Raw genomic sequence first — 25,729 nt, 5'->3', positions numbered from 1 at the left:
CGTCGTGTCGCCGTCTGTCAGTGGTCGGGGTCAGGCCAGGGACCGGAAGCCCGGTATGTCGTCGGGATCGTCCCACAGGAGCACCAACTGGTCTTCCCCTGAGGGGTGTTGTGCGGCGCTTTCGGCGCTCGCGGCGGCCCCGGCGGCCGCCCGGCGCACTTCCCGCACGCGCGCCGGCAGGGCCAGTACGTCCAGTGCGCCGGGGTCCGGGCGCCCGTCGGGCCCGGCCGGTGCGAGCAGGTCGAGGAGCGGGGGCGCCGGTTCTCCGCCCCCGCGCCGCCACACCGCGACCGGGACACCGCCTTCGAGTACGGCTTCCAGCAGTCCGGCGTGCGGGGCGGCGGCCGTGTGGGCCAGGACGCACGCGGGCGCCGGCCGTTCGGCCAGTTCCATCCCGAGCGCGTCCGTGACCTCGGCCTCCTTGACCACCCGGACGGCCTCGGGGTGCCGGCCGCCCCGGGTGCACAGCCAGCGCCAGCTGGCCCGCCACTCGGCCCGGGTGTCCGCGCGTTCCTGCGGGCACCGCACCACGACCTGGTGGAGCAGGCCGAGGGCGCGGGGCCGGCCGGCCGGGCCGCGGGGCACCGGCCACTGGTCGAAGTCGGTGTCGAGCAGTTCGTAGGGCACGTGGAACTCGATGCGGTCGATGCGGTCGGCGCCGCCCCGCAGCCGCGGTCCGGCCCGGTCGCCGTCGGCGGGCGCCGCGCCGACGAGGACGAGCTGCCGCAGGAGTTCCTCCCGTACGGCGTCCAGGCGCACGGGTGCGCCCTGCGACTCCCAGATCTGCTCGGTGCGTTCGCCGCCCAGCCACATGCGGGCCCGGAAACCGGGACCGCCGTCGGGCGGCGGCTCCAGGGCGACGTGCACGACCGTCGTGCGCGCCGGGGGCGGGGGCGGGGGCAGCACCGGCAGGGCGAGCCGCTCGCGGGCGCTGTGGACCCAGTCCGTCAGCCGGTCCGCCCACGCCGTGTCGCCCGCGGCGGCCACCCGGTCCGCGAGGAACCGTACGAAGGGCACCGCCAGCGGCATCCCGCCGCGCCCGCCCTGGCGTTCGTCCAGGTCCTGGACCACCTCCAGGAGGCCGTCGCCCGGCAGGCCGCCGCCGACCGGGGTGGTGCAGCCGGCCGCCTTGAAGGCCCATGCGTAGGCCTCGTGGGCGCAGCGCGGCAGTTCGCGGCCCTCGAAGAGCTCGCCGAGTCCGTCCCAGGCCTGCTGGTCGAGCCGGGCCGCCCGGGGCGGCGCGGGCGCGGTCGGGTCGTCGTCGAGGAAGGAGCAGGCGTCCCAGTCCCGGTCCACGAGGAACTGCGGGAGCTGCCAGCCCCCGCCGCGTTCGCGCAGGTCCTGGAAGGTGCGGTGGATGCTGCGGGCGGCGGCCGGCAGCCCGCTGACGCTCTCCCGTACCGAGCGCGTGCCGAGTTCCGCGAGGAGGGCCTCGGTGAAGCGGCCGGCGCCGCGCTCGGCGTCGTTCTGCGCGGCCTCGCCCTCGCGGGAGGCGTAGAGCCGGAACTGGCGTCGGCCCGGCACCGAGTTCCCGCCGCCGTAGTCGGTGCTGCCGAAGTTCCACCGGGCGTCGCGGGGCGCGTCGACCCGGCAGGAGTCGACGAGGGCGGCCTGGAGCGGGAAGCTGCGGTGTTTGACGAGGTCGGTGCGCCACCAGCGCAGGGCGGAATCGAGGTTGAGGTGGCGGATCTGGCTGGGGCGGGCGTCCGAGCAGGGCAGCATCAGCTCCTGGCGCGGCCCGAGGTAGCCGTGCCCGGCCCAGAAGATCCACAGCAGGTCGCCGTCGCACTGCGGGAGTTCGTCGAGCAGCGCCGCCTTGACGTTCTCCTCGGTCGCCGGCCGGTACGCGGCCCGCAGGGCGGCCATGGCCGGGGAGTCGGGCCAGTCCAGGGCGCCGGGGTCGTCGAGCGGGGAGAGCAGCAGCCTGAGGTTGCCGGGCGGCACCTGGCCGGGGCCGGTCAGCCAGTGGGCGAAGCGCAGGGCGTCGCGGGCCGGGCCGCGCAGGTTCCAGCGGTGGCTGATGTCGTAGCTCTCGACGCCGGCGACGAGCGCGAAGGTGCGCTGCGGGCCGAGGGCCGGGGGCAGGAAGTCGGCGGGGATCACCCGATCTCCGCTTCGGCCACCGCCTGTTCGATCCGTTCGTAGAGGGCGTCCTGTTTCCAGTAGGCGCTGTGGCAGGCGGGGAAGGGCTGGCGGCTGCCGATCTCGTGGTCGGTGATGCGGGGGTCGCCGGGGAAGATGGGCGCGGCGAGGTAGGACAGCACGTCGTGGCGGTCGTAGACGTTGAGCCAGCGCGGGAAGCCGTACGGGAGTTTCGCGCCCGGTTCGAGCGCGGTCAGGGCGCCGAACTCGTGGAGGAGGGGGGCCTGGGAGCCGACGGTGACGAGCAGTTCCGTGCCGGGGACGGCTTCGCCGCGGGCGGCGGCGAGGGCGAGGAGGTCCACGAGGGCGATCCCGCCGAGGCTGTGGCCGATCAGCACGGTCGGCTCCGGGGACCCGGTGATCCGGGCGTGCAGGAACTCCCGCAGTTCGTGGCCGCGGGCCTGGTAGCGCAGGATGTCGCCGAGCGCGGGGGTGGCTCCGACGGTGAGGGAGCCGCGCCGGGCGTTGAGCAGGGGCTGGGTGGTGACCCGCAGGGCGAGCCGGCCGAGGAAGGCGGCGGCGCGGGCGCCGGGCACCCGGGCGTCGCCGCCGAGGCGGGTGGTGAGCAGTTCGACGAGGCGGTCGCGTTCGGCGCCGGTGCAGTCGGCCTCGGCTCCGGCCGCGGCGAGGGCGCCGGCGGCCACGGCCCGGGCGAGGGCGGTGGCCAGCTCGCGCGCCTGGGGGTCGCCGGTGGCGCGTTCCGCGGCGCGGGCCGCCTCGGCGGAGCGGGCGGCGGAGTCCAGGGCGGCGGGGAAGTCCGCGGCGAGGCCGGTGCCGTGCAGCAGGGCGCCGAGCTCGTCCCCGGGGTGGGGCGGCGCCGGGGGTAGGCCGGCCAGGGCCGCGAGCACCCCGGTACCGGCGGCGCGTACGCCGGGCATCGCGAAGGGGTCGTCGTCCGCGGCGGCGTCCCCGGCCCCGGACCCGACGGACCCGCCGGGCCAGCCGGCCTCGGCGAGGACCCTGAGTTCGCACAGCGGGTCGGCGAGCAGCAGGGCCCACTCGGCCGTCTCGGCGTCGGCCTGGTCGGGCTCGCCCGGGACGCCTGCGGCGGGCTTCAGTCCGGGCACGGACCGGCCGCCGGCTCCCAGGGTCGCCCCGAAGCGGTCGCCCCAGTAGCAGGAGTCGACGGCGGCGCCGGGGAATCTGGCCGTCAGCCGCTCGTGGACCAGGGCGAAGAGCCGCTCGTGCCGCTCGCGCCGTACCCCCGTGCCGTGGACAAAGAGAAAACGCATCGCCGCCCCGCCCCCTCGTGCAGTCACCCCTCCGCCCCGGCACGATAGCGCCGGGCGCCCGGCAGGGGGGTGGGAACGCCGGGTTCGACTCAGCGGGCCCAGGTGGAGCCGAAGGCGTGTGCGGCGAAGTTCTCGGCGATACGGCGGTGGCCGGCGGCGTCCGGGTGGAGGTCGTCGGGCAGCGGGAACTCGGCGAAGTCGGCCTCCCCGTACAGGGCGCGCCCGTCGAGGTGGTGCAGGTGGGGGTCGTCGGCGGCGCGCGCCGCGGTGATGCGGGCGAGTTCGTCGCGCACGGTGCGCAGGGTGAGCCGCCCGTGGGCGGCCTCCGCCGGGTCGCCGAGGGCGCGGAAGCGCAGCGTCCCGTCGCCGAGTTCGGCGGCGGCCGGGCCCGGGGTGTCCTCGTGGATCGGGCAGTGGAGCGGGGAGACGACCAGGACCGGCGTGGTGGGGTGTCCTTCGCGAAGGGTGTCGAGGAAGCCGTGGACCGCCGCGGTGAAGGCGCGCAGGCGCATCACGTCGTGGTTGACGAGGTTGATGCCGATCTTGAGGCTGATGAGGTCGGCGGGGGTGTCCCGCATGGTCCGCGCGGTGAACGGGTCGAGCAGGGCGTTGCCGCTGAAGCCGAGGTTGACCAGTTCCACGCCGGCCCGGGCGGCGGCCAGCGCGGGCCAGGTGCCGGTCGGGCCGTCGGCGTTCGAGCCGTGGCTGATCGAGCTGCCGTGGTGCAGCCAGACGCGCCGGCCCGGGTCCTGCGCCGGCTCCACGGGGGCGTCGGTGCGCAGGGCGATGAGTTCGTGGATCCCCCGGTACGGCAGCCAGATCTCGATGTCCTTCGCCGTGTCGGCCAATCCGGTGAACCGGACGGTGCCGGGCGGCCCCGGGGTGAGGACCTCGGTCCAGCTGGAGACGTCGACCGTACGGAGGTTGCCGCCGTCGGCGACGGCCCGGCCGGCCGGGCGGCCGTCGACCAGCAGCTCGTACACGGCGTCCGGGGGCTGCGGGGCGCCGCGGTAGACCGTCGTCGTGGCGAGGACGTCCAGTTCCACGGAGGTGGCCCTGGTGCGGAAGGCCAGCCGGACGCCGGCGGGCTGGGCCACGACGTCGGTGAGGTCGGCGGGGGCCTGGCAGCGGGCCCAGGCGGGCAGCCGGTACGGCAGGACGCCGTGCTCGGTGCGTTCCACCTCCATTGCGCCGCGCAGGAGTTCCGGCCCGACCGGGGTGGTGATCCGGCCGGGTCCGCCGTCGGGGGATGTGTGCTGTGCCAGGTCGTCCATCCCGCCACCCTGTCAACCGAGGGCGCGTCCCGCATCCGGTTTCGCAGCGGGCCGGGCCGGCGGTACGGCGGTCGCCCGGCCGGTGGTACGGCGGTCGCCCGGCCCGGAGCGGTGCACGGCGGGCCGAGTCGGTGGATGGCATGCACACGCCGGTAGGATCGGTTGTGAGAACGGACACGTACCGGCCTCGGAACCCGGGCCGCGCTCCCCCCATCGAACCGGGAGGCGGACGCGTACGCGGGGCGGGAGGGCCACATGTCCAGCAGGGCCGAGGGGCGGGAGCGGCACCGGACCGCGGCACGGGGCGGCGTGGCCGTCGGCCTCGTGTGCACCGTGGTCCTCGCGGGGGCCGGGTACGTGGCCTGGGAGCTGCGCGGCATCGTCGCCACCCGCGCGGACGGCGATCCGGCGCGGGGCGTCTACCAGCAGGATCCCGAGCGGGCCGACCGGACGGCGGCGGCCGTGCTCGACGGGATCGTCCGCGAGGAGGCGGAACCGCCCACGGACGGCAAGGTCTTCGCCGGGAGCGGTGCGGTGGACTGGCGCTCCGGCGGCTGGAAGCCCTCCGATCCGCTGGAGGCGCGGCCCGCCCCGGCCGAACCCGCGATCGGCGCGCTCTTCTCCCCCGGCGGCGACGGCGACCCGGACCACCACTGCTCGGGCGTCGTGGTCCACTCCCCCGGCGGCGACCTCGTCGCCACCGCCGCCCACTGCGTCCACGCCGGCGGCTTCCGCACCAACCTCGCCTTCGCGCCCGGCTACCGGGACGGGGTCGCTCCGTACGGCGTCTGGGTGCCCACCCGCATCGACGTGGACCCGCGCTGGACCGCGGACCAGGACCCCGACCACGACATCGCGTTCCTCCGGCTGCGCCGGCCCGGCTACCCCGGCCAGCGCCTGGAGGACGTCACCGGCGCCATGACCATCGCCTTCGGGACCGAACTGCCCGCTCCCGCACGGCTCGTGGGCTACCCGAACTCCTCCGAGCAGCCCCTGGACTGCCGGACCACCGCCCTCCCGGCCGGTCCCACGCAGCTGCGGCTGGACTGCGCGGACGTGCCCAACGGCACCAGCGGCGGCCCGGTGCTGACGGACGGGCACACCCTCATCGGGGTGATCGGCGGACGCGACGGGGGCGGCGACGACGAGACCTCGTACAGCGTCCGGTTCGGCGACGCCGCACGCGCCCTCCACGAACGCTCCATCCGGCCCTGACCCGTTCCCGCACGGTCCTGACCCGCTCCTGACCCGCTCCCGACCGCTCCGGGCGGGCCCGGCAGAATTCCCCCATGGACGCAGCACTCACCGCACTGATCGGCGCAGCCGTGGGCTCGCTCGCCACCCTGGGCTCCGCGATGCTGACCGGACGCAACACGGCCCGCGCCCAGTTCGTCCAGTGGCGCAGGCAGCACCGCCGGGACGCCTACGCCGGATACCTCGGCGCGCTGCACGACCGCGACCTCGCGAGGGACGCCGTACTGGAGGCCCTGCGCCCGCAGGACCCGGACCTGCCGGAGGTGGACGCGAAGGTCGAGCGCTTCGTGACGCTGGCCCGCAGCGTCCACCGGGCCGCCGAGATCGTCCACCTGGAGGGGCCGGCGGCCGCGGTGGCGGCGGCCGACGACGTGGCCCGCGCCTCCGAGGAACTCTCCGCGGTCGTACGGCGCATGGTGGAGCGGGCCCGCGCCGGGGACACCTCGGGCAGGGCGGCGGACACCGCTCTCGCCGCGGAGCGCGAGCACGACCTCTACCAGGCCGTGAAGGCGTTCCGCACGACGGCCGCCGGCGCCCTCGGGCAGCCCGGCACGGGCGGCGTCCGCCAGTAGCTCAGTGCGCTCGCCCGGCCGGGAACGCGCGGGTGCGGGCCGCCGCGCGCCGGCCGGCGTCGGGTCGTGGGTGGTTGTCCGCAGCGTCGTCGTCCATGGCGACGAGTCTGCACCGGCGGGCGGGTGCGGGGACAGACCCGTGGCGGGGCGCCCGGGGGCGCCCCGGGGGCGGACGGGCTCACGGCGGGTACCGGCCCGGCTCACGGCGGGTGCGGCTCGCGGCGGGTGCCGGGCCGGCTCACGGCGGGTGCGGCTCGCGGTGGGTGCCGGGCCGGCTCCGGATCAGCGCGGCAGGGTCGCGTAGCTGACCCCCGTCAGCTTCTCGGAGGCGGCCCACAGCCGTTCGCCGGCCGTGTCGTCGAGGGTCCACCCGGCCCGCCAGGACGGCGCCGGCGCCCCGCGCCAGCCGAACCGCGGGCCGATGAAGGCGTCCTGCGCGACCCCGGGCGCGGTGGCCGCGTAGAGGGTGGGCAGGGCGCCCGAGGCCGTCGGCTGCGCGAGGACGGCGTTGCCGAGGGCCGCAACGCGCGAGTTCAGGGTGGGGCCCTCCAGCTTCGACGCCCCCGAGTGCAGGTTGCTGGAGGCGTAGCCCGGGTGGGCCGCGGCGGCGGTGATCGTGGAGCCGGCGGCGGCGAAGCGCCGGGCCAGCTCGTGGGTGAAGAGCAGGTTGGCGGTCTTGGAGCGGCCGTAGGCGACCCAGCGGCGGTAGCCGTGCTCGCTGCCCGGGCCGCCGAGGCCGCCCGTCTCCTCGGGACCGTCCTCGCCGAAGCCGATCTTCCCCAGGACGTGGAAGCCGCTGGAGACGTTGACGATCCGCGCCCCGGCCGCTCCGGCCGCGGCGGCCCGCAGCCTCGGCAGGAGCAGCCCGGTGAGGGCGAAGTGCCCGAGGTGGTTGACACCGAACTGCGTCTCGAACCCGTCGGCGGTCCGCCCGAACGGGAGCGCCATCACGCCGGCGTTGTTCACCAGCAGGTCCAGCGAGGGGTGCCGCCGCCCGAACGCGGTGGCGAACTCCCGCACGCAGGACAGGTCGGCCAGGTCGAGCGGCAGGAACTCCGCCTCGGCCCCGGGGACCTCCGCCCGCAGCCGGACCACGGCGGCCCGTCCGCGGGCCGCGCTGCGGCAGGCCAGGACGACCGAGGCGCCGGAGCGTGCGAGCTCGCGGGCCGTGACGTAGCCGATGCCGCTGTTGGCCCCGGTCACGACGGCGGTCCGGCCGCTCTGGGCGGGGATGTTCCTGGCGTTCCAGCCGGGCATGGCGGCTCCCTCGATCGCGGTGGGCCACCGAGGGTAGACCCGGGGGGTGCGCGGGGACTCGCGAGGGTGGGCGCGGGCGGCGGACCCGCAGGCCAGTAGGCTGCGGGTCCGCACTCTTTCCCCTTCCCGCCCCGAGGTACAGCGCAGTGAGCTCCGCACCGCCCCCCATACCCGTGACGGTCGTCGGCCTCGGCGCCGACGGGTGGGCCGGGCTCACCGCCGCCGCGCGGTTCTCGCTGTCCTCGGCCGAGGTCCTGATCGGCGGGCCGCGCCAGCTGGACCTGCTGCCCGCCGACGAGTGCCCCGGGCAGCGGGTGGCGTGGCCGAGCCCGCTGCGGCCGGCCGTGCCCAAGCTCATGGCCGAGCACGCCGGGCGCCGGATCGCGGTGCTGGCCAGCGGCGATCCCATGTTCTACGGGATCGGCCGCGCCCTGGCCGAGGAGCTCGGGCCGGACGCCCTGCTGGTCCACCCGCACCCCTCGTCCGTCTCCTACGCCTGCGCCCGGCTGGGCTGGCCGGTGGAGGACACCGAGGTGGTCACCGTGGTGGGCCGCCCGGTGGACCGGCTCGCGGCCGCCCTGTACGACGGCCGCCGGGTGCTGGTGCTCAGCGCCGGAGCCGCCTCACCGGGCGAGATCGCCGCACTGCTGCGCGAGCGGGGCTTCGGCCCGAGCCGGATGCGGGTGCTCGAACAGCTCGGCTCCGAGCGCGAGGACGCGTACGAGGGCACCGCGGACGGCTGGGACCACGCGCCCGGCGACCCCCTGAACGTGGTGGCCGTCGACTGCCGCCGGGACCCGGCCCGCGGCGGGCCGCGCCTCGGCGCGACCCCCGGCCTGCCGGACGCCGCCTACGAGCACGACGGCCAGCTCACCAAGCGCCACGTGCGCGCCGCGACCCTGTGCGCGCTGGCCCCGGCCCCCGGCGAGCTGCTGTGGGACATCGGCGGCGGCTCCGGCTCCATCGGGATCGAGTGGATGCGTACGCACCCCTCGTGCCGGGCGGTGGCCGTGGAGCGCGTCCCGGAGCGGGCCGCCCGGATCACCCGCAACGCGGCGGCGCTGGGCGTGCCCGGCCTGCGCGTGGTCGTCGGGGCCGCGCCGCAGGCGCTCACCGGGCTGCCGGCGCCCGACGCGGTGTTCATCGGCGGCGGGCTGACTGCCCCGGGCCTGCTCGACGCGGTGTGGGCGGCGCTGGCCCCCGGCGGCCGGCTCGTGGTCAACACGGTCACGCTGGAGTCGGAGGCGGTCCTCGCCGACCGCTACCGGCGCCACGGCGGCGACCTGGTCAAGCTGGCCGTCGCGCACGCCGTGCCGGTGGGCGGCTTCACCGGCTGGCGGCAGGCCATGGCGGTCACCCAGTGGTCGGTGACGAAGCCGGTGACGGAGCCGGAGCCGAAGCCCGCGACGGCAACCCCGACGGACGCGGACACCAAGGAGAAGGATCAGACATGACCGTGTACTTCATCGGTGCGGGCCCCGGCGCCGCAGACCTGATCACGGTGCGCGGTGCCCGGACCCTCGCCGCCGCCCCGGTCTGCCTGTACGCGGGCAGCCTCGTCCCGCGCGAGCTGCTCGCCGAGTGCCCGGCGGATGCCCGCCTCGTCGACACCTCGCAGCTGAACCTGGACGAGATCGTCGCCGAGTGCGTGAGCGCCCACGAGGCGGGCCAGGACGTGGCGCGGCTGCACTCCGGCGACCCGTCGATCTTCAGCGCGGTCGCCGAGCAGATGCGCCGGCTGGACGCGGTGGGCATCCCCTACGAGGTGGTCCCGGGCGTACCGGCCTTCGCCGCCGCGGCCGCCGCCCTCAAGCGGGAGCTGACCGTGCCCACGGTCGGCCAGACCGTGATCCTCACCCGGATCGCCCAGCAGGCGACCCCCATGCCGCCCGGCGAGGACCTGGCCACCCTGGGCCGCAGCGGCGCGCTGCTCGTGCTGCACCTGGCCACCCGCTACGTGGACCGGGTGGTCGAGGAGCTGCTGCCGCACTACGGCGCCGCGTGCCCCGTCGCGGTGGTGGCGATGGCCAGCCGCCCCGACGAACTGATCCTGCGCGGCACCCTGGCCGACATCGCCGGGCAGGTGAAGGAGGCGGGGCTGGTCCGCACCGCCGTCATCGTGGTGGGCCGCACGCTCGGCGCGGAGCAGTTCCGCGACAGCCACCTGTACTCCCCCGAGCGCGACCGGCATGTCTGCTGACGCGGCGCCCCTCCCGGCCGAACCCGCGCCCCTCCCGGCCCACCACGTCCTGATCCTGGGCGGTACCACGGAGGCCCGCCGCCTCGCGGAGGCGCTGGCCCCGGACCCCTCCTGCCACGTGACCACGTCGCTCGCGGGCCGGGTCGCCTCGCCCGTGCTCCCGCCGGGCGACACCCGGATCGGCGGCTTCGGCGGCATCGCGGGCCTCGCGGCCTGGATCGTCGCCCACGACGTCACCCGCGTCGTCGACGCCACCCACCCGTTCGCGGAGCGGATGAGTTTCCACGCCGCCGAGGCGCAGGCGCTGACGGGGGTCCCGCTGGTGGCGCTGCGCCGCCCCGGCTGGACACCGGAGCCGGGCGACGACTGGACCTTCGTGGACTCGCTCGACGAGGCCGCCGACCGGCTGCCCGGGCTCGGCGCCCGTGCGTTCCTGACCACCGGACGGATGGGCCTGCACGCCTTCGCGCACCTCGACGACACCTGGTTCCTGGTGCGTTCGGTGGACCCTCCGCAGGCGCCGGTGCCGCCCCACCTGGAAGTCCTCCTCGCCCGGGGCCCGTTCACGCTGGACGACGAGCGGGAGCTGATCGCCCGGCACCGCATCGACGTGCTGGTGACGAAGGACAGCGGCGGCTCGGCCACCGCCCCCAAACTGGCCGCCGCCCGCGAGGCGGGCATCCCGGTCCTCGTCGTGCGCCGCCCGGCGGTCCCGGAGGGCGTACCGGAGACCGACTCGGTCGAGGTCGTCCTGGACTGGCTGGGCACGGCCTAGGCCCGCCTCCCCCCACCGTGTCCGGACGTGCCGTCGCACCGGACGGGCGAAGGCCCGGTGCGCTCCTCGCACCGGGCCTTCGCCTCGTACCGATCCGCCGGGCCGCGGCCCGTCACGGGTAGCGGCGCGGCGTCCACGTGATCCGCGAGCCGTCCGGCCGCTCGGTGACCTGCGTCTGCGAGGAGCCGATCAGCAGGATGGTGCGCATGTCGACCTCGGAAGGCTCCAGTTCGGCGAGCGTGACGATCCGCACGGACTGCTCGGGGCCGCCCACGTCGCGGGCGACGACCACCGGGGTCTGCGGCGAGCGCAGTTCCAGCAGCAGCTCGCGGGCCTGGGCCACCTGCCAGGTCCGGCTGCGCGAGCCGGGGTTGTACAGGGCGAGGACGAGGTCGGCCGCCGCGGCCGCGCGCAGCCGCTCCGCGATGACCTCCCAGGGCTTGAGCCGGTCGGACAGCGAGATCGTGGCGTAGTCGTGGCCGAGCGGGGCGCCGGCCGCGGCGGCCGCCGCGTTGGCCGCGGTCACGCCCGGCAGGACCCGTACGGGCACGTCCTTGTACTCGGCCTGCCCGGCGACCTCCAGGACCGCCGTTGCCATGGCGAAGACGCCCGGGTCGCCGCCGGAGACCACGGCCACCCGCTTGCCGCGGCGGGCGAGGTCCAGGGCGAACTCGGCGCGCTCCGACTCGACCTTGTTGTCGGAGCCGTGCCGGACCTGGCCCGGCCGGACGGGCACCCGGTCGAGGTACGTCGTGTACCCGACCAGTACCTCGGCGTCCGCGAGGGCGCGCCGGGTCTGCGGGGTGAGCCACAGCGGGCCGGCCGGTCCGGTGCCGACGACGGCGACCTCGCCGGGGCCGGACGGCACGCTGCCGGGGTTGCCGATCCGGCTGGGCACCACGGCGACGGCGAAGTACGGCACGCTGTCGGCGTCGGTGTCGGCGAGGAGGCCGGTGCGCTCGCCCTCCATGGTGGCGCGTTCGACGTAGCGGGCCTCGGCGAGCCGCCCGCTGTTCTCCATCGCGCCGCGCACGGCGGGGAAGGTCCGGCCGAGCTTCATCACGACCGCCGAGTCGGTGGCGGCGAGGCGGGCGGTGAGTTCCTCCTCGGACAGCGTGCCGGGGAGGATGGTCAGGACCTCCTCGCCCTCCACGAGCGGCGTGCCGAGCCGGGCTGCGGCGGCGCTGACGGAGGTGACCCCGGGGACGACCTCGGTGTCGTAGCGGTCGGCGAGCCGCTTGTGCATGTGCATGTACGAGCTGTAGAAGAGCGGGTCGCCCTCCGCGAGCACGGCGACGCTGCGGCCGGCGTCCAGGTGGGCGGCCAGCCGGGCGGCGGCGGCCTCGTAGAACTCCTCCATCGCGCCCTGGTAGCCGCCGGGGTGGTCGGTGGTCTCGGTGGTGACCGGGTAGACCAGCGGCTCCTCGATGTGGCTCTCGCGCAGGTGCTTCGCGGCGATCGAGCGGGCGATGGACCGGCCGTGGCGGGCGCTGTGGTAGGCGACGACGTCCGCCTCGCCGATCACCTCGACGGCCCGCAGGGTCATCAGGTTCGGGTCGCCCGGGCCGAGCCCGACCCCGTAGAGGCGGCCCTTGGGCTGCGCGTCGCTCATTCGGCCACGCTCGCGATGGCGTTGAGGGCGGCCGCGGCGATGGCGCTGCCGCCCCGGCGGCCGCGCACGACGAGGTGGTCGAGGCCGGACGGGTGGGCGGCGAGGGCGTCCTTGGACTCGGCGGCGCCGATGAAGCCGACGGGCACGCCGATGACGGCGGCCGGGCGCGGGGCGCCCTCCTCGATCATCTCCAGCAGCCGGAACAGCGCGGTGGGGGCGTTGCCGACGGCGACCACCGAGCCCTCCAACAGACCCCGGTCGCGCCACACTTCGAGGGCGGCGGCGCTGCGCGTGGTGCCCATCTTCGCGGCGAGTTCCGGCACCGCCGGGTCGGAGAGCGTGCAGATCACCTCGTTGTCCGCGGGCAGCCGCTTGCGGGTGACCCCGCTGGCGACCATCTGGACGTCGCACAGGATCGGCGCGCCCGCCTCCAGCGCGGCGCGGGCGCGCAGCACCACCTCGGGGGTGTACCCCAGGTCCTGCGGAAGGTCGGTCATGCCGCAGGCGTGAATCATGCGCACCGCGACCTGGGCGACCGAGGCGGGCAGCCCGGAGAGGTCCGCCTCGGCGCGGATCGTGGCAAAGGACTGGCGGTAGATCGCGGCGCCGTCCTTCTCGTACTCAAACACGGTGTACTCGCTCATTTCTTCACTGCGTCTTCGGACTCTGGGGTGGTGCGGCAGGTCTCGCGTGCGGCCGTGAGGGCGGCCGCCAGGTCGGGCCGGCCCGGCAGGGTGCGCCCGTCGACGGTGAGCCGGTAGCCGTCCTGCGTGGCGAGCGCGTCCACCCACAGGGTTCCCCGCGGGTGGCCGCACCGGCGCTCGCAGCCGGACCAGTGGACGGGCAGCGGCCCCCGCGCCCGTTCCACGAGGGCGCGCGCGTCGGCGCGTACGTCCGCGAGGGACTTCGCGCAACCGGGGCGCCCGGTACAGGCGGTGACGGACTGCCAGGGGCTGTCGGCGGCCACGACCAGGCCGGCTTCCTCCAGCAGAGCGGGGCCGTCGACGGGGCCGCGCAGGGGGGCGTCCGGGAGGACGACGGTGCGCCAGGGGGTGATCCGCAGCCCGTCGCCGTACCCGGCGACCTCGGCCAGGACCCGCCACTGGCCGGTGGTCATCCGGCCCAGCGGGGGCAGGACGCACACGTCGCCGCGCGAGCCGGGCCCGCGGCCCCACGGCCGGGGCGGGGCGGTGTACGGCCAGTCCACCTCGGGTACACGGGCCGCGTCGATGCCGGCGGCGGTCAGGCGGGCGGCGAACTCCGCGTCGTCCAGGGCGTGTCCGGCGGGCAGTTCGGCGACGCGCCAGGCGCGGGTGCCGGCCGCGTCCGCGGCGTCGAGGAAGTACTCGGCGGCGAGCAGCGCGGCGCGCGGGGCGTCCTGCGCGGCGACGGCCACGGCTCCGGCGGCCGCGCCGAGGCGTACCAGCGCCCGGTCGCCGGGCTGCCGGTCCGGCCGCGCCAGGACGGTGACGTCGGGTTCCAGGGCGGCCACGTCCCCGCGCCCGTCGTCGAGGGCGAACAGGAAGCGGCCGGACAGGGCGGTGACGCGGGTGTTCGCGCACAGCAGCCGGTCCAGTTCGCGGACCCAGGGCAGGACGTCCTGCGAGGTCGGGGTGGCCACGATGTTGCGTACGCGTTCGTGGCCGGGCGCGGGCAGCAGCCCGGCCGTGTCCAGCAGTGCGGCGAGGCCGGCGCCGCAGCCGTCGGCGAGTCCGCGCAGCTGCACGTTGCCGCGGGAGGTGAGCTCCAGGTGGCCGTCGCCGAAGCGGTCGGCGGCCGATGCCAGGAGGGCGGCCTGGTGCGCGGTCAGGGCCCCGCCGGGGATCCGGACGCGCGCGAGGTGTCCGTCGTCCGCCGCGTGGAGCCGGAGCGCGCCGGGGCAGGCGTCACCGCGGTCCCGTATGACGGGTTCGTCCCGCGATACGGCGGAGGGCGGCTGGGGCATGGCGGCGAGCATACCCACGATTCCCCTCCCCGGAACTGTGTCCGGCGCCACCCCGGCCCGCGCGTCTGCGCAGGCCCGGCCGCTTCCGGCCGGCTGCGGGGCGTGCCGGGGGCACCCGGCCCTTCGCGCCGCGCGGCGCGTCGCGTGCGCCGGCGCAGCACCCGAAGACCGGCGGGGTCCGAGGGGCCGGCAGCACCCGAAGGCCGGCGGGAAGCAGCCCGACCCCTGCCCGGGGCCCGTGGACCGCCGGCCCCGGCCCGGGGCCCGTGGATCGCGGGCCCCGGTCTTCCCGTCCCGGCGGCGTTTGGGGCCGGGGGGTCCGGGGGCAGAGCCACTGGGGACCCGCCCGCGTCCGGACCGGGCCCCGCACGCCCGACCACCGCCCCGGCCGGCCGCCGCCCCACCCCGGGCCACGACCCCACCCCCGGCCGACCCGTTGCACCCGCCCCCTAAGATGACCTTCCGGCGGCCCACACGGTCCGCCGTCGCCGAGGACGGCGACATGGGAGGAAGCCCGGTGCGAATCCGGCGCGGTCCCGCCACTGTGAACCCGGCAGAGCCACTCGGCCGGGTGAGTCAGGAACTCCCGCTGTCCTCACTGCCCGGGGCGCGGAAACCCCGAGGAAGGCCTGCCGCCGCATGATCCTGCTGCTGTCGACGTCCGACACCGATCTGCTCAGCGCTCGCGCAGCGAACACGGCGGACGCCCCCGTCCCGTACCGGTTCGCGAACCCCTCCCGCCTCCCCCTCGACGACCTCCCCGGCCTCCTCGACGGCGCCGACCTGGTCGTCGTACGCCTCCTCGGCGGCCTGCGGGCCTGGCAGGACGGCCTGGACCTGCTGCTGGCCCCCGGCCAGACCCGCCCGGTCGTGGTCCTGACCGGCGAACAGGCCCCGGACGCCCAGCTGATGGAGGCCTCCACCGTTCCGATCGGCATCGCGGCCGAGGCCCACGCCTACCTCGCGCACGGCGGCCCCGCCAACCTGGAGCAGCTGGCCCGGTTCCTCTCCGACACCGTCCTGCTCACCGGCCACGGCTTCGAGCCGCCCGCCGCCGCCCCCACCTGGGGCCCCCTGGAGCGCACCGCGCAGCGGACGGACGGCCCCGAGGTCGCCGTGCTCTACTACCGCGCCCACCAGATGAGCGGCAACACCGGTTTCGTGCACACGCTCTGCGAGGCCATCGAGGCCCACGGCGCCCGGCCGGTCCCGCTCTACGTCTCCTCCCTGCGCAGCCCCGAGCCGGAGCTCGTCGCGGCCCTGGGATCCGCGGACGCGGTCGTCACCACCGTCCTCGCGGCGGGCGGCACCAAGCCGGCCACCGCCTCGGCGGGCGGCGACGACGAGTCCTGGGACGCGGGCGCGCTCGCCGGCCTCGGCGTGCCGATCCTGCAGGCCCTGTGCCTGACCGGCTCCCGCGCCGCGTGGGAGGAGAACGACGAGGGCCTCTCCCCGCTGGACGCCGCGACCCAGGTCGCCGTGCCCGAGTTCGACGGCCGGCTGATCACCGTCCCGTTCTCCTTCAAGGAGCTCGACGAGGACGGTCTGCCCGCCTACGTGGCCGACCCCGAGCGGGCCGCCCGGGTCGCCGGCATCGCCGTGCGCCACGCCCGGCTGCGCCACATCGAGCGCCGCGACAAGAAGATCGCGCTCGTCCTCTCCGCGTACCCGACCAAGCACTCCCGCATCGGCAACGCGGTCGGCCTGGACACCCCGGCCAGCGCGGTGGAGCTGCTGCGCACCCTCATCGCCGAGGGCTACGACTTCGGCCCGGTCACCGAGATCCCCGGTCTGGTCTCGGGCGACGGCGACGAGCTGATCCGCGCCCTGATCGAGGCCGGCGGCCACGACCAGGACTGGCTCACCGAGGAGCAGTTGGCCCGCAATCCGGTCCGCATCCCGGCGGCCGACTACAAGCGCTGGTTCGCCGAGCTCCCCGCGGAGCTGCGCGGCAGCGTCGAGGAGCACTGGGGCGAGGCCCCGGGCAGCATGTTCGTGGACCGCTCGGCGAACCCCGAGGGCGACATCGTCCTGGCCGCCCTGCGCCGCGGGAACCTCCTCATCCTCATCCAGCCGCCGCGCGGCTTCGGCGAGAACCCGATCGCGATCTACCACGACCCCGATCTGCCGCCCTCGCACCACTACCTGGCCGCGTACCGCTGGATCCAGGCGCGTGCGGAGGACGGCGGCTTCGGCGCCGACGCCATGATCCACCTGGGCAAGCACGGCAACCTGGAGTGGCTGCCGGGCAAGAACGCGGGCCTGTCCGCGGCCTGCGCGCCCGACGCCGCGCTCGGCGACCTCCCCCTCGTCTACCCGTTCCTGGTCAACGACCCGGGCGAGGGCACCCAGGCCAAGCGCCGCGTGCACGCCACCCTGGTCGACCACCTGGTGCCGCCGATGGCGCGCGCGGAGTCGTACGGCGACATCGCGCGCCTGGAGCAGCACCTGGACGAGTACGCCCAGATCTCCGCGATGGACCCGGCGAAGCTGCCGGCCATCCGCGCGCAGATCTGGACGCTGATCCAGGCGGCGAAGCTCGACCACGACCTGGGTCTGGAGGAGCGTCCGGACGACGACGGCTTCGACGACTTCCTGCTGCACGTCGACGGCTGGCTGTGCGAGGTCAAGGACGCCCAGATCCGCGACGGCCTGCACGTGCTGGGCGGCGCGCCGACCGGTGAGGCCCGGGTCAACCTGGTCCTCGCGATCCTGCGCGCCCGCCAGATCTGGGGCGGCACCACGGCCCTTCCGGGTCTGCGCGAGGCGCTCGGCCTGGACGAGTCCAAGGCCACCCGCACCTCCGCGGACGACGTCGAGGAGCAGGCCCGCGCCCTGGTCCAGGCGATGGAGGACGCCGGCTGGTCCCCGGACGCCGTGGCCCGGGTCGCGGCGGAGCACCCGGCGGACGTCGCGGAGGTCCTGTCCTTCGCGGCCCGCGAGGTGGTCCCGCGCCTGGCCGGCACGACGGACGAGATCGCCCACGTGGTCGCGGCCCTGGACGGCCGCTTCGTCCCGGCCGGGCCGTCGGGCTCGCCGCTGCGCGGCCTGGTCAACGTCCTGCCGACGGGCCGCAACTTCTACTCGGTCGACCCCAAGGCCGTTCCGTCCCGCCTCGCGTGGGAGACCGGCCAGGCCCTGGCGGACTCCCTCCTCACCCGCTACCGCACCGACAACGGCGAGTGGCCCGCCTCGGTCGGCCTGTCCCTGTGGGGCACGAGCGCGATGCGCACCGCGGGCGACGACGTCGCCGAGGTGCTCGCGCTGCTCGGCGTCCGCCCGGTCTGGGACGAGGCCTCGCGCCGCGTGACCGGCCTGGAGGCGATCCCGCTGGTGGAGCTGGGCCGGCCCCGCATCGACGTGACGCTGCGCATCTCGGGCTTCTTCCGCGACGCGTTCCCGCACGTGATCGGGCTGCTGGACGACGCGGTCCGGCTCGCCGCCTCGCTGGAGGAGCCGGAGTCGGAGAACTACGTCCGCGCGCACGCCCAGGCGGACCTGGCCCTGCACGGTGACGAGCGCCGCGCGACGACCCGTATCTTCGGCTCGCGCCCGGGCACGTACGGGGCGGGCATCCTCCAGCTGATCGACTCCCGCGACTGGCGCACGGACGCCGACCTGGCGGAGGTCTACACGGTGTGGGGCGGCTACGCCTACGGCCGGGGCCTCGAAGGACGCCCCGCCCGGGACGAGATGGAGACGGCCTACAAGCGGATCACGGTCGCGGCGAAGAACACCGACACCCGCGAGCACGACATCGCGGACTCGGACGACTACTTCCAGTACCACGGCGGCATGGTGGCCACGGTCCGCGCGCTGCGCGGTACGGCCCCCGAGGCGTACATCGGCGACTCGACCCGCCCGGAGACGGTCAAGACCCGCACCCTGGTGGAGGAGACCAGCCGCGTCTTCCGCGCCCGCGTCGTGAACCCGAAGTGGATCGAGGCGATGCGCCGCCACGGCTACAAGGGCGCCTTCGAGCTCGCGGCCACGGTGGACTACCTCTTCGGCTACGACGCCACGACGGGCGTGGTCGCGGACTGGATGTACGACAAGCTCACCGAGACGTACGTCCTGGACCCGGTCAACCGCGCCTTCCTGGAGGAGGCGAACCCGTGGGCCCTGCACGGCATCGCGGAGCGCCTGCTGGAGGCCGAGTCCCGCGGCATGTGGGAGAAGCCGGACCCGCAGATCCTGGAGTCCCTGCGCCAGGTGTACCTGGACACGGAGGGCAACCTGGAGGGTGAGGCGGAGTAGTCCTCCGGCTGTAGCCGTCCGACGACGAAGGCCGTCCTCTCCACCGCTTCAGCGGGTGGGGAGGACGGCCTTCTCCCGGTCGGATCCGCGTACCCCGAGTACGCGCACCGCCCGGCGGCTACGCCTTGACGGTCTGGTTCAGGGCGACGAGCGCCTGCGCCCACCGTACGTACTTCAGCTGCCCGAAGTCGGCGACGGTCTTGACACCGAACGCCTCGTGCAGCAGTTCGCCGTCCTTCTCGCTGACGCCCTTCAGCGCGGCCACGGGGGCGGCGAGCACGTCGGCCAGCGGCTTGTCGGCCCAGGCCTTGTCGAGCACCTTGTCCAGATCGATCGCCATGAGTGTCCCTCCGGGAACATCGGCACCACATACGCGGGCAAACCTAACTCAATCGGACAATCACCTCGCGTTGCGGCGCGCCGCCGGTGTGTCAGGAGATGTGCTCGACCCTCTTGCCGTCGACGAGGTACCGGGGCAGGTGCGGCAGCCGTTCGGGGTCGAGCGGGAAGCCCTGGTCGTGGGCGAGGCAGGCCATGGCGAGCGGACCGAGCGCCACCCGGGCGCGCGGCGCCCCGGACTTCCCCCAGTAGCCGCCGTGTTCCGCGAGGGCCTCGGTGAGCGCCTCGGCGAAGGCGTCGTGGTCGCGGGTGAAGAGGCGGTGGAAGAGCGCGACGGGCTGGTAGTCGACGCGGTTGACGAACTCGGCCGGCGAGTGCGTCAGCGTCTCGGGGAGGGATGCCTGCATGGTGGCGAGCAGCTTCTCCACGACCGCGTCGCCGGTGCCGCCGGAGAGGTAGGTCCGCAGGGTGTCGACCCAGTGCAGGACGTAGGCGTCGACGGTGTCGTCCTGCCGCAGCGTCTCCAGCGGGACCCGGCACAGCCGGGCCACCCGGTCGTGGGCACGGCAGGCGAGTGCGAGGTACACGGCGTCGAGCCAGGCCCGGGCATCGGCGGGCGGGACCGCGGACGCGGCGGGCAGCCGGAGGAGGTTCTCCTCACCCAGGTACCACTGCTCCGCCTCGGATCCGGCGAACAGCGCGGAGCCGAGCCGCACGGCCGTCTCCCAGGCGTCCCACGTGACGACGTCGGACGCGCGCGGATCGGCGGTGCAGCGCACGTGGGCGAGCGCCAGGGCCGAGCCGAAGGCGCCACCGAGCCCCGACGGATCCTCCGCGAGCCGGGCCACGGACTCGACGGTCGTACGGGTCAGCTCGGCCGGATCGGGGGCGGGCCGTTCCGCGGAAGAAGTGGCGATCCGGCCGGCGCGATCCAGCCCGACCAGGCCCTTCATGAGGGCGAGCAGTTCCTGCGGCGGCGCGAGCGACAGCGTGCGCGCGTCCTCGTCGACGACCGTGAGGGAGGTCAGGCCGCCCTGGTGCCACCAGTACACGCGCGGCGACAGGGGCCCGGGCCCGTCCTCGTAGGCGCCCAGGGCATACATCGCGAGGTCGTTGAGGGCTTCCACCGCCGAGCCGTCGACTATCGGGTGGAAGGCCAGCAGGTGGCGGGTGGGAACGACGACGAGGGCGCCGGCGGGCGGCAGCGGTTCACCGGTGACCTGCCGCGCCAGCTCCCCGAGGTAGAGCGCCTTGGAGGCCACGAAGTACGAGTCGCCGTAGACGGACTGCAGCGTGGCATGCCCCTCCAGGGAGATCTCCTCGTGCGAGACGGGCACCCGCATCAGGTTGGCGTACGCCGCCCGCCCCAACTCCTCGATCCCGACGCGCTCCACGTCGCGGTCGCTGAGGGAGCGCACGCTGGTGGGCCCGTCGTAGGCGTACGCGAAGACCAGCTCGTCGGCCACGATCCGGGCATAGCGCATGCCGCCGGCGACCTCCGGCGTGACCAACCCGACGGGCAACAGCCGCGCGTGCACCCCGCGCAGCAGCTCCTCGACGCTCTCGCCGCCGTGACCGGCGCTGGATTCGGATGAGTTGTCTCGATTCACCCCCGAACCCTACGAGACGCCACCGACATCACGGCGCCCAGGCCTCGGGGGGTCCGTTCCCGCCCCGGACCCCCGTCAGGCTCGGAGCGGTACAGGCCGACGGAAGCACAACGCACGGAGCTGCGCGGCCCCTTCCCGTCCGAGAGAACGAACATTCCGGCTCGGCACGACGCCGGAATCCGAACCGGCCTCCGACTCCTCGGTGACGGACAGCTCGCCCCCGTCCACACCGGGGGCAACGTCATCTCCCGGACACCGCGGAACTCGATGTCCAGCGCGCCGACCCCGGCAGGCCGTCCCAACTGCGCAGCACCAGCCGCCGGTCTTGATGCTCGTGGGACCAGACACAGAAGCCCCGCTGAAACGTGAACGGCGGCCGCATGTCAGCACCGTCGCTCAGCGTCCTGGCTCGATGCTGCCGACGCGCCTGCCGCTGCACGTCGGAGGACGTGAGCGCGACGTCCCCGGCCCGGACGACGAACCGCGGCCCGAACACCTCGTCGAGCTGCTCACCGGACACCTGCCCGCCAAGACCGGTCCCGACCCACTCCGTCGCACACCGCGTCTGCGCGAGGTCAAGCTCGAAGGCCAGTCACGGCCGATCATCATGTCCTGGGACGTGACCAAGGGATCCTTGTCCCCGAAGTCGGCACTGAGCCGGTTCAGCGTCCGGCGGACAGATCCCCCACATTCCTCTGCATGGTCGCGTCAGGACGCACCTGACGGGGCATCATGTTTGCTACTGCATGACTCACGCCACGAGAGCTACGGCGGTCACGAAACCCTCAGCAGCAATACCGGGGCGGGTCCACAACCAGACCGAGTTCTTCCGTGGGTACGATGCCGCCTACCTCCCGGCGGCCAGAGAAAAACTTCTCGAATCACCACTCAGGCGGCGGCCGCCGCGTCCCCAGGATTGCCACCCCTCCCTGGCCGTCTGATAACGCAAAGAATCAGGGGAATACCGTACTTCACCGAAGAACTCGATCGCTCATGTCATCAGCGTTTCCTTGCCGTCAAAGCCCCAACACCCATGGAACGGAAACTGCTGGGGAGTGCGTCCGCGCACTCCCCGGCAGTTTCCCCTATTTATTAGCGCTAAGCGTCAGGAAATCCGTGCGCATTCACTGCCGAAATGCCGTCCCAGCGGGCATTTCGAACAGATTTTCAGGTCCTCTCATTGCGCCCCCCGTTGCCTCGCGAGCGACGATGGGCGAGCCGAAAGACGCAGTTCACCTCCCGGCATGAAACCTAGCGTCACAGCTTCAAGGACGTCACCCACTGGAGGGAATTCAGCTGATGTCGGATGTCGCTCATCATCAGTCAGCATGACGAAATCAATGAAGGCCGTAACGCTTGATTCAGGATCAATGAGCGATACCTCTACGCCGAAACGACCTCGATGCCCCGTGACGACACAGCGCACGACTTGGAACTGCCGGAGCCCACTGAGCTGCCACATCCCGTCACGATCTTCCATGAAACCCTCCCTCAGAAGTGGACGCCCTTCTTTCAAGGTACCCATTCGGTCTTGTCGTGATCGATGAAGGAGTTGAAATCATCGAAATCCATGTCAGACCGACGGAAGCGTGCGCGCCTTCTCGGTCAAGGGCACCGCACAGGCGCCCGACCTCAGCGGCTTCACCGACCCCGCGGCGGGCCCGGTCATCGGGAAGATCGATCCCATCGCCCACCCGGATCGGCTCCGACGGCGACCTCACCGGCGACGGCCTTCCCGACCTGTGGGCCGTCGACGCCAATCGCCAGCTCCTCGCCTTCAACGGCACCGGCACCACCCCCAGCTCGGTCGGGAACTTTCCCGCCACCGCGACCGGGGTCACCTGGCCGACCGCCACCATCGACGGCCGCAGCACGAACCACGCCGCCTTCGACGGCCCCTCCTCCGCCATCAGCACCCCCAGCCCGGTGATCGACACCCGCAAGAGCTTCACCATCAGCGCCTCGGTCATGGCCACCAAGGCAGGAGGCGTCGTCCTCGGCCAGGGGCCGAAGGGGAACGCCTCCCTGCTGCTCTTCCCCAACCATCACACCAACACCTGGGAGTTCTCCCTGGGCAATCCGAGCGCCGCCGGTCGGCCCTACGACACCACCGCACAGACCAACAGCGCAGCCCGTATCGCCTTCGGCACCTGGACCCGGCTCACCGCCGTCTACGACCACACCACCGGGCAGATGCGCCTGTACGTCAACGGCACTCTCGCCGGAACCGGCCACCACAGCGCCTCCGCCGGTCAGGCCCCCGCCGGCCCGCTCACCCTGGGCCGGTTCCAGGAGGGTGAAGCCACCTCCGGCCTCACCGGCGGCATCAGCAACCCGGCGGTCTATCCCTACGCCGCCTCCGTCACCGCCACCGAGGCCGTCAGCCCCATCAACCTGACCGCGGCCGCCGGCAACTGCGTCGACAACGACGGGAACAGCACCGACGACGGCAACAGGATCCAGATCTACGCCTGCAACGGCAGCGACGCCCAGAAGTTCCAGATCCGCGACGACGGCACCATCCGGACCCGCGGCGCGTGCCTGAACGCGACAGCCGCCGGTACCGCCAACACCACGCCCATCGAGCTGCGCGCCTGTGACGGCAACTCGCCGAGCCAGAAGTTCCTGCCCCGCGCCGACGGGACCATCATCAACCCTGTCTCGGGCCGGTGCCTCGACCTCGGCAACACCGACACCACACCGGGCCGCCAGCTCTGGCTCTGGGACTGCAACGATTCCACCGCACAGCGCTGGAGCGTTCCCATCCTCGGCACGGCACCGCTGCCCGTGCCCGTTCCCGCTCCCGTTCCTGTCCCGTAGGACACCCGGACCACCACACGGAGGCCGTCTGCCCGAGCCCTGGGCGGGCGGCCTCCGCCGTCTTTCGCGGCGCCCGTCCGCGGAGCCCGGGCGCAATCCCTCGAAGGGGGGCATCGACACCTCCGGGTGATTCGAACGCCCCGCTTCCGGCGCGCCCTTGGGCTTCGGGCGGGCGTCGCAACTGTGTGCGGGCGTTCGTTCCCCGCGGGCCGTGACGCCGCTCTGAACAGCCACGTTCTTCCGGCGTCAGTTCGCAGCCGCAGCCCCTCGGGAGGAATCTTGCGATCCGTGCACGTTCATGTGGTGTTCGACCAGGCACCGGGGGGAGGTGGCCGCGCATGAGGCTCCTCAAGCGGCCCACGGTCCTCCAGCCCGCCGTCTCGGCGAGCGAGCGGCGGCTCTTCGGCGGGCCCCTGCGCTACGACGCCGGCTGGTCCAACCACGACTACGCCCGCCTGGAGGGACGGCTGCTGTCCACGCTGCGCTCGATGCCCCGCATGGTCGCGGGGACCCTCCGGCTGGCCTGGGACACCGACCGGCCCGCGCTGCTCACCGTCGCCGCCGCCGAGGCCGGGCAGGGGGTCACCTCCGCCGTCGGGCTGCTCGTGCTCAGCGAGGTGCTCCGTACGCTGCTCGGCGCGGGCACGCCCGCCGAGCGGCTGCACGCCGCCATGCCCGCCCTGGCCGCGGGCGCGCTGGTCGCCGTACTGGGCGCCGTACTGGCCTCCCGGTCCACGGCGGCGGCCGGGCGGCTGGAGCCGAAGATCGAACGGGCCGCGCACGAGCAGTACTTGAAGGCCGCCGTCGAGGTGGAACTCGAAGCCATCGAGGACGGGGAGTTCCGGCGGCTGCTGGACAGCGCCCAGTGGGGCCCGCCCTCGGCCCGCCGTACCGTCGGCGCCTGCGTGGCCACCCTCGGCGGGATCATCTCCCTCGTCGCCACCGCCGGGGTGCTGACCGTGCTGCACCCGCTGCTCCTGCCCATGCTGCTGCTGATCGCCGCCCCGCGCGGCTGGGGCGCGATGCGCGTGGCGCAGCGCCGCTACCTGTCCGTCATCACCTGGGTCGAGCACGTACGGGCCGCCCGGCTCATCGGCCAGCTGCTGATCTCCCGTACCTCGGCCCCCGAGGTACGGGTGCACGGCGTCGGCCGCTATCTGCTGGGCCACTACCGCAACATGGCCGAGGTGGCCGAGACCGAAGCCACCCGCCTGGCCAAGGACAAGGCCGCCACCGAGCTGCTCGCCGCCGCGCTGTCCGGCGCCGCGGCGCTGGTCACGTACGGGGCGATGGTCGCGCTCATCGTCACCGGCCGGATGGACCTCGCCGTCGCCGGCACCGCCGTGATCGCGGTGCGCACCGGATCGGCGAGCCTCGGCGCGCTGGTGGCCACCACCAACACCCTGCACGAGGAGTCCCTCTACGTACGGGACCTGGAACGGTTCGTCGCCGAGGCCGGGCGGCGGGCCATCCCGGACGGCGGGCGGCCGCTGCCTCAGCAGCTGGGCGAGGTACGGCTGGAGAACGTCTCCTTCCGCTATCCGGACCGGGAGGAGCCCGCGCTCGACGGGATCTCCCTCACCATCGAGGCAGGCACCGTGGTCGCGCTCGTCGGTGAGAACGGGTCCGGCAAGAGCACGCTGGTCAAGCTGCTCGCCGGCCTGCACCTGCCCGATTCCGGATCGCTGTCCTGGGACGGGGTCGACGTACGGGACGCCGACCGGGAGCAGGTCTTCGACCGGGTCGCGCTCCTCACCCAGGACTTCGAGCGGTGGCCCGTGACCGCCCGGACCAACATCGCCATCGGCCGGCCCGGGGCGGAGGGGTCCGAGGAGGCGGTCGAGCGGGCGGCGGAGGTGGTCGCCGCGGCCCGGTACGCGGGGGCCGACCGTGTCGTCGAGAAGCTTCCGAACGGCTACGAGACCCTGCTGGCGCGGGTGTTCAGGGGCGCGTCGGAGCTCTCCGGGGGCCAGTGGCAGAAGTTCGGGCTGGCCCGCACCCGCTTCCGGGACGCCCGCGTCATCGTCGTGGACGAGCCCACCTCGGCACTGGACCCGGAGGCGGAGATCGCCGCCTTCGACAGCATCCGGGGGCTCACCGGACCGCAGCGCGCCGTCGTGCTCGTCACGCACCGGATGTCCGGCGTGCGGTACGCCGACGTCATCCACGTGCTCCACGAGGGGCGGCTCGTCGAACAGGGCGGACACGAGGAGCTGATGGCACTCGGCGGCCGGTACGCGTCGATGTTCCGGATGCAGGCCGAGCAGTTCGCCCAACAGCCCCTGTCCCCACCCCCGTCACCGTCACCGTCCCCGTCACCGTCCCCGTCGCCGTCGGCCCCGTCCTCCCCTATCCCCCGGCAGACCGGGGCGGAGCCCAATGGCACCTCCGTCACCTGAAGCGGTGAACTCCGCCTTGGTGCGCGCACACCACGGGTAGG

At 74.5% G+C, this 25,729-nt stretch carries 19 protein-coding genes and 1 riboswitch; of the genes, 8 read left to right on the top strand and 11 right to left on the bottom strand.

Features of this window, described 5'->3' with window-relative positions; genetic code table 11:
• Window positions 1–30: 30 nt before the first annotated feature.
• From AB0O53_RS27720 to AB0O53_RS27710, 3 genes are all read right to left on the bottom strand, one after another.
• The gene (locus AB0O53_RS27720) at window positions 31–2,103 is read right to left on the bottom strand and encodes a VMAP-C domain-containing protein (RefSeq protein ID WP_350992582.1); all 2,073 of its coding nucleotides are present in this window, start codon (window positions 2,101–2,103) and stop codon (window positions 31–33) included.
• On the bottom strand, window positions 2,100–3,374 hold the full coding sequence (locus AB0O53_RS27715; protein ID WP_365199089.1) for a hypothetical protein: 1,275 nt from the start codon (window positions 3,372–3,374) through the stop codon (window positions 2,100–2,102). The genes AB0O53_RS27720 and AB0O53_RS27715 overlap by 4 nt, the downstream gene beginning before the upstream one ends.
• An 89-nt stretch (window positions 3,375–3,463) precedes the next feature.
• Window positions 3,464–4,648, bottom strand: a complete 1,185-nt coding sequence (locus AB0O53_RS27710) for a GDSL-type esterase/lipase family protein (protein WP_365199086.1) — start codon at window positions 4,646–4,648, stop codon at window positions 3,464–3,466.
• Window positions 4,649–4,903: 255 nt separating this feature from the next.
• Here AB0O53_RS27710 and AB0O53_RS27705 point away from each other — a divergent pair, with 255 nt between their 5' ends.
• Together AB0O53_RS27705 and AB0O53_RS27700 are read left to right on the top strand one after the other, a co-directional pair.
• On the top strand, window positions 4,904–5,863 hold the full coding sequence (locus AB0O53_RS27705) for a trypsin-like serine peptidase (protein ID WP_365199083.1): 960 nt from the start codon (window positions 4,904–4,906) through the stop codon (window positions 5,861–5,863).
• A gap of 74 nt (window positions 5,864–5,937) precedes the next feature.
• Window positions 5,938–6,474 (top strand): proline dehydrogenase, encoded by a 537-nt coding sequence (locus AB0O53_RS27700; RefSeq protein WP_350992590.1) that lies wholly within the window; start codon window positions 5,938–5,940, stop codon window positions 6,472–6,474.
• A 282-nt stretch (window positions 6,475–6,756) separates the two neighbouring features.
• Here AB0O53_RS27700 and AB0O53_RS27695 read toward each other — a convergent pair whose 3' ends face one another.
• Window positions 6,757–7,731 carry an oxidoreductase gene (locus AB0O53_RS27695; RefSeq protein ID WP_365199080.1) on the bottom strand — a complete coding sequence of 325 codons (975 nt, stop codon included), beginning with the start codon at window positions 7,729–7,731 and terminating at the stop codon, window positions 6,757–6,759.
• A 146-nt stretch (window positions 7,732–7,877) separates the two neighbouring features.
• On the opposite strand from AB0O53_RS27695, the gene cbiE reads away from it, so the two are divergent.
• From cbiE to AB0O53_RS27680, 3 genes are read left to right on the top strand one after another with little or no spacing between them, the layout of a single operon-like run.
• Window positions 7,878–9,185, top strand: a complete 1,308-nt coding sequence (gene cbiE / locus AB0O53_RS27690) for a precorrin-6y C5,15-methyltransferase (decarboxylating) subunit CbiE (protein WP_365199077.1) — start codon at window positions 7,878–7,880, stop codon at window positions 9,183–9,185.
• Entirely contained in the window at window positions 9,182–9,931 is a 750-nt protein-coding gene (gene cobM, locus AB0O53_RS27685) for a precorrin-4 C(11)-methyltransferase (RefSeq protein WP_350992595.1), read from the top strand. Before cbiE ends, cobM begins: the two co-directional genes overlap by 4 nt.
• Window positions 9,921–10,706: a cobalt-precorrin-6A reductase gene (locus AB0O53_RS27680; protein ID WP_365199074.1), complete on the top strand. Its 786-nt coding sequence runs from the start codon at window positions 9,921–9,923 to the stop codon at window positions 10,704–10,706. Before cobM ends, AB0O53_RS27680 begins: the two co-directional genes overlap by 11 nt.
• A gap of 112 nt (window positions 10,707–10,818) precedes the next feature.
• Here the strand turns inward: AB0O53_RS27680 and AB0O53_RS27675 are convergent, their stop codons facing one another.
• Genes AB0O53_RS27675 through AB0O53_RS27665 form a run of 3 tightly spaced genes read right to left on the bottom strand, consistent with a single transcriptional unit; the run spans window position 10,819 to window position 14,263 of the window.
• On the bottom strand, window positions 10,819–12,318 hold the full coding sequence (locus tag AB0O53_RS27675; RefSeq protein ID WP_365199071.1) for a precorrin-2 C(20)-methyltransferase: 1,500 nt from the start codon (window positions 12,316–12,318) through the stop codon (window positions 10,819–10,821).
• Window positions 12,315–12,962, bottom strand: a complete 648-nt coding sequence (locus AB0O53_RS27670; RefSeq protein ID WP_031152007.1) for a precorrin-8X methylmutase — start codon at window positions 12,960–12,962, stop codon at window positions 12,315–12,317. Before AB0O53_RS27670 ends, AB0O53_RS27675 begins: the two co-directional genes overlap by 4 nt.
• Window positions 12,959–14,263, bottom strand: a complete 1,305-nt coding sequence (locus AB0O53_RS27665) for a ferredoxin-like domain-containing protein (RefSeq protein ID WP_365199068.1) — start codon at window positions 14,261–14,263, stop codon at window positions 12,959–12,961. Before AB0O53_RS27665 ends, AB0O53_RS27670 begins: the two co-directional genes overlap by 4 nt.
• 471 nt (window positions 14,264–14,734) lie before the next feature.
• Window positions 14,735–14,862: riboswitch (cobalamin riboswitch) on the top strand.
• Between the two features lie 40 nt (window positions 14,863–14,902).
• Between AB0O53_RS27665 and cobN the strand changes: the two genes are divergently transcribed.
• A complete protein-coding gene (gene cobN / locus AB0O53_RS27660; protein WP_350992602.1) occupies window positions 14,903–18,520 on the top strand; it encodes a cobaltochelatase subunit CobN in 3,618 nt (1,205 codons plus the stop codon).
• 118 nt (window positions 18,521–18,638) lie between these two features.
• On the opposite strand, the gene AB0O53_RS27655 is transcribed toward cobN, so the two are convergent.
• The 4 genes from AB0O53_RS27655 to AB0O53_RS27640 all read right to left on the bottom strand — a co-directional run bounded on the left by AB0O53_RS27655 (window position 18,639) and on the right by AB0O53_RS27640 (window position 22,439).
• The gene (locus tag AB0O53_RS27655; protein ID WP_031152000.1) at window positions 18,639–18,860 is read right to left on the bottom strand and encodes a hypothetical protein; all 222 of its coding nucleotides are present in this window, start codon (window positions 18,858–18,860) and stop codon (window positions 18,639–18,641) included.
• 91 nt (window positions 18,861–18,951) lie between these two features.
• Window positions 18,952–20,469, bottom strand: coding sequence for an immunity 49 family protein (locus AB0O53_RS27650; protein ID WP_350992603.1), 1,518 nt, complete (start codon window positions 20,467–20,469; stop codon window positions 18,952–18,954).
• 1,177 nt (window positions 20,470–21,646) lie between these two features.
• Window positions 21,647–21,949, bottom strand: coding sequence for a hypothetical protein (locus tag AB0O53_RS27645; protein WP_350992606.1), 303 nt, complete (start codon window positions 21,947–21,949; stop codon window positions 21,647–21,649).
• Window positions 21,936–22,439 carry a hypothetical protein gene (locus AB0O53_RS27640; RefSeq protein ID WP_365199063.1) on the bottom strand — a complete coding sequence of 168 codons (504 nt, stop codon included), beginning with the start codon at window positions 22,437–22,439 and terminating at the stop codon, window positions 21,936–21,938. Before AB0O53_RS27640 ends, AB0O53_RS27645 begins: the two co-directional genes overlap by 14 nt.
• Between AB0O53_RS27640 and AB0O53_RS27635 the strand changes: the two genes are divergently transcribed.
• Window positions 22,396–23,289, top strand: a complete 894-nt coding sequence (locus AB0O53_RS27635) for a ricin-type beta-trefoil lectin domain protein (RefSeq protein WP_365199060.1) — start codon at window positions 22,396–22,398, stop codon at window positions 23,287–23,289. The two genes, AB0O53_RS27640 and AB0O53_RS27635, sit on opposite strands and share 44 nt — an antisense overlap.
• Before the next feature lie 338 nt (window positions 23,290–23,627).
• A complete protein-coding gene (locus tag AB0O53_RS27630; protein WP_365199057.1) occupies window positions 23,628–25,688 on the top strand; it encodes an ABC transporter ATP-binding protein in 2,061 nt (686 codons plus the stop codon).
• Window positions 25,689–25,729: the final 41 nt, after the last annotated feature.

It is taken from the genome of Streptomyces erythrochromogenes, from assembly GCF_040684695.1.
Classification (GTDB): Bacteria; Actinomycetota; Actinomycetes; order Streptomycetales; family Streptomycetaceae; genus Streptomyces; species Streptomyces erythrochromogenes_C.
The sequence above is the reverse complement of the archived record's forward strand: the minus strand, read 5'-3'. Positions and strand labels throughout refer to the sequence as shown.

What these genes read in the sequence shown, in the direction of transcription:
- AB0O53_RS27665 (WP_365199068.1), bottom strand. Translation starts at nt 14,263, where the DNA reads ATGCCCCAGCCGCCCTCCGCCGTATCGCGGGACGAACCCGTCATACGG.
- AB0O53_RS27700 (WP_350992590.1), top strand. Translation starts at nt 5,938, where the DNA reads ATGGACGCAGCACTCACCGCACTGATCGGCGCAGCCGTGGGCTCGCTC.
- AB0O53_RS27675 (WP_365199071.1), bottom strand. Translation starts at nt 12,318, where the DNA reads ATGAGCGACGCGCAGCCCAAGGGCCGCCTCTACGGGGTCGGGCTCGGC.
- cobM (WP_350992595.1), top strand. Translation starts at nt 9,182, where the DNA reads ATGACCGTGTACTTCATCGGTGCGGGCCCCGGCGCCGCAGACCTGATC.
- AB0O53_RS27670 (WP_031152007.1), bottom strand. Translation starts at nt 12,962, where the DNA reads ATGAGCGAGTACACCGTGTTTGAGTACGAGAAGGACGGCGCCGCGATC.
- cobN (WP_350992602.1), top strand. Translation starts at nt 14,903, where the DNA reads ATGATCCTGCTGCTGTCGACGTCCGACACCGATCTGCTCAGCGCTCGC.
- AB0O53_RS27695 (WP_365199080.1), bottom strand. Translation starts at nt 7,731, where the DNA reads ATGCCCGGCTGGAACGCCAGGAACATCCCCGCCCAGAGCGGCCGGACC.
- AB0O53_RS27640 (WP_365199063.1), bottom strand. Translation starts at nt 22,439, where the DNA reads ATGACCGAGGCGCTGATGGTGAAGCTCTTGCGGGTGTCGATCACCGGG.
- AB0O53_RS27705 (WP_365199083.1), top strand. Translation starts at nt 4,904, where the DNA reads ATGTCCAGCAGGGCCGAGGGGCGGGAGCGGCACCGGACCGCGGCACGG.
- AB0O53_RS27645 (WP_350992606.1), bottom strand. Translation starts at nt 21,949, where the DNA reads ATGGAAGATCGTGACGGGATGTGGCAGCTCAGTGGGCTCCGGCAGTTC.
- AB0O53_RS27710 (WP_365199086.1), bottom strand. Translation starts at nt 4,648, where the DNA reads ATGGACGACCTGGCACAGCACACATCCCCCGACGGCGGACCCGGCCGG.
- AB0O53_RS27630 (WP_365199057.1), top strand. Translation starts at nt 23,628, where the DNA reads ATGAGGCTCCTCAAGCGGCCCACGGTCCTCCAGCCCGCCGTCTCGGCG.
- AB0O53_RS27655 (WP_031152000.1), bottom strand. Translation starts at nt 18,860, where the DNA reads ATGGCGATCGATCTGGACAAGGTGCTCGACAAGGCCTGGGCCGACAAG.
- AB0O53_RS27715 (WP_365199089.1), bottom strand. Translation starts at nt 3,374, where the DNA reads ATGCGTTTTCTCTTTGTCCACGGCACGGGGGTACGGCGCGAGCGGCAC.
- AB0O53_RS27680 (WP_365199074.1), top strand. Translation starts at nt 9,921, where the DNA reads ATGTCTGCTGACGCGGCGCCCCTCCCGGCCGAACCCGCGCCCCTCCCG.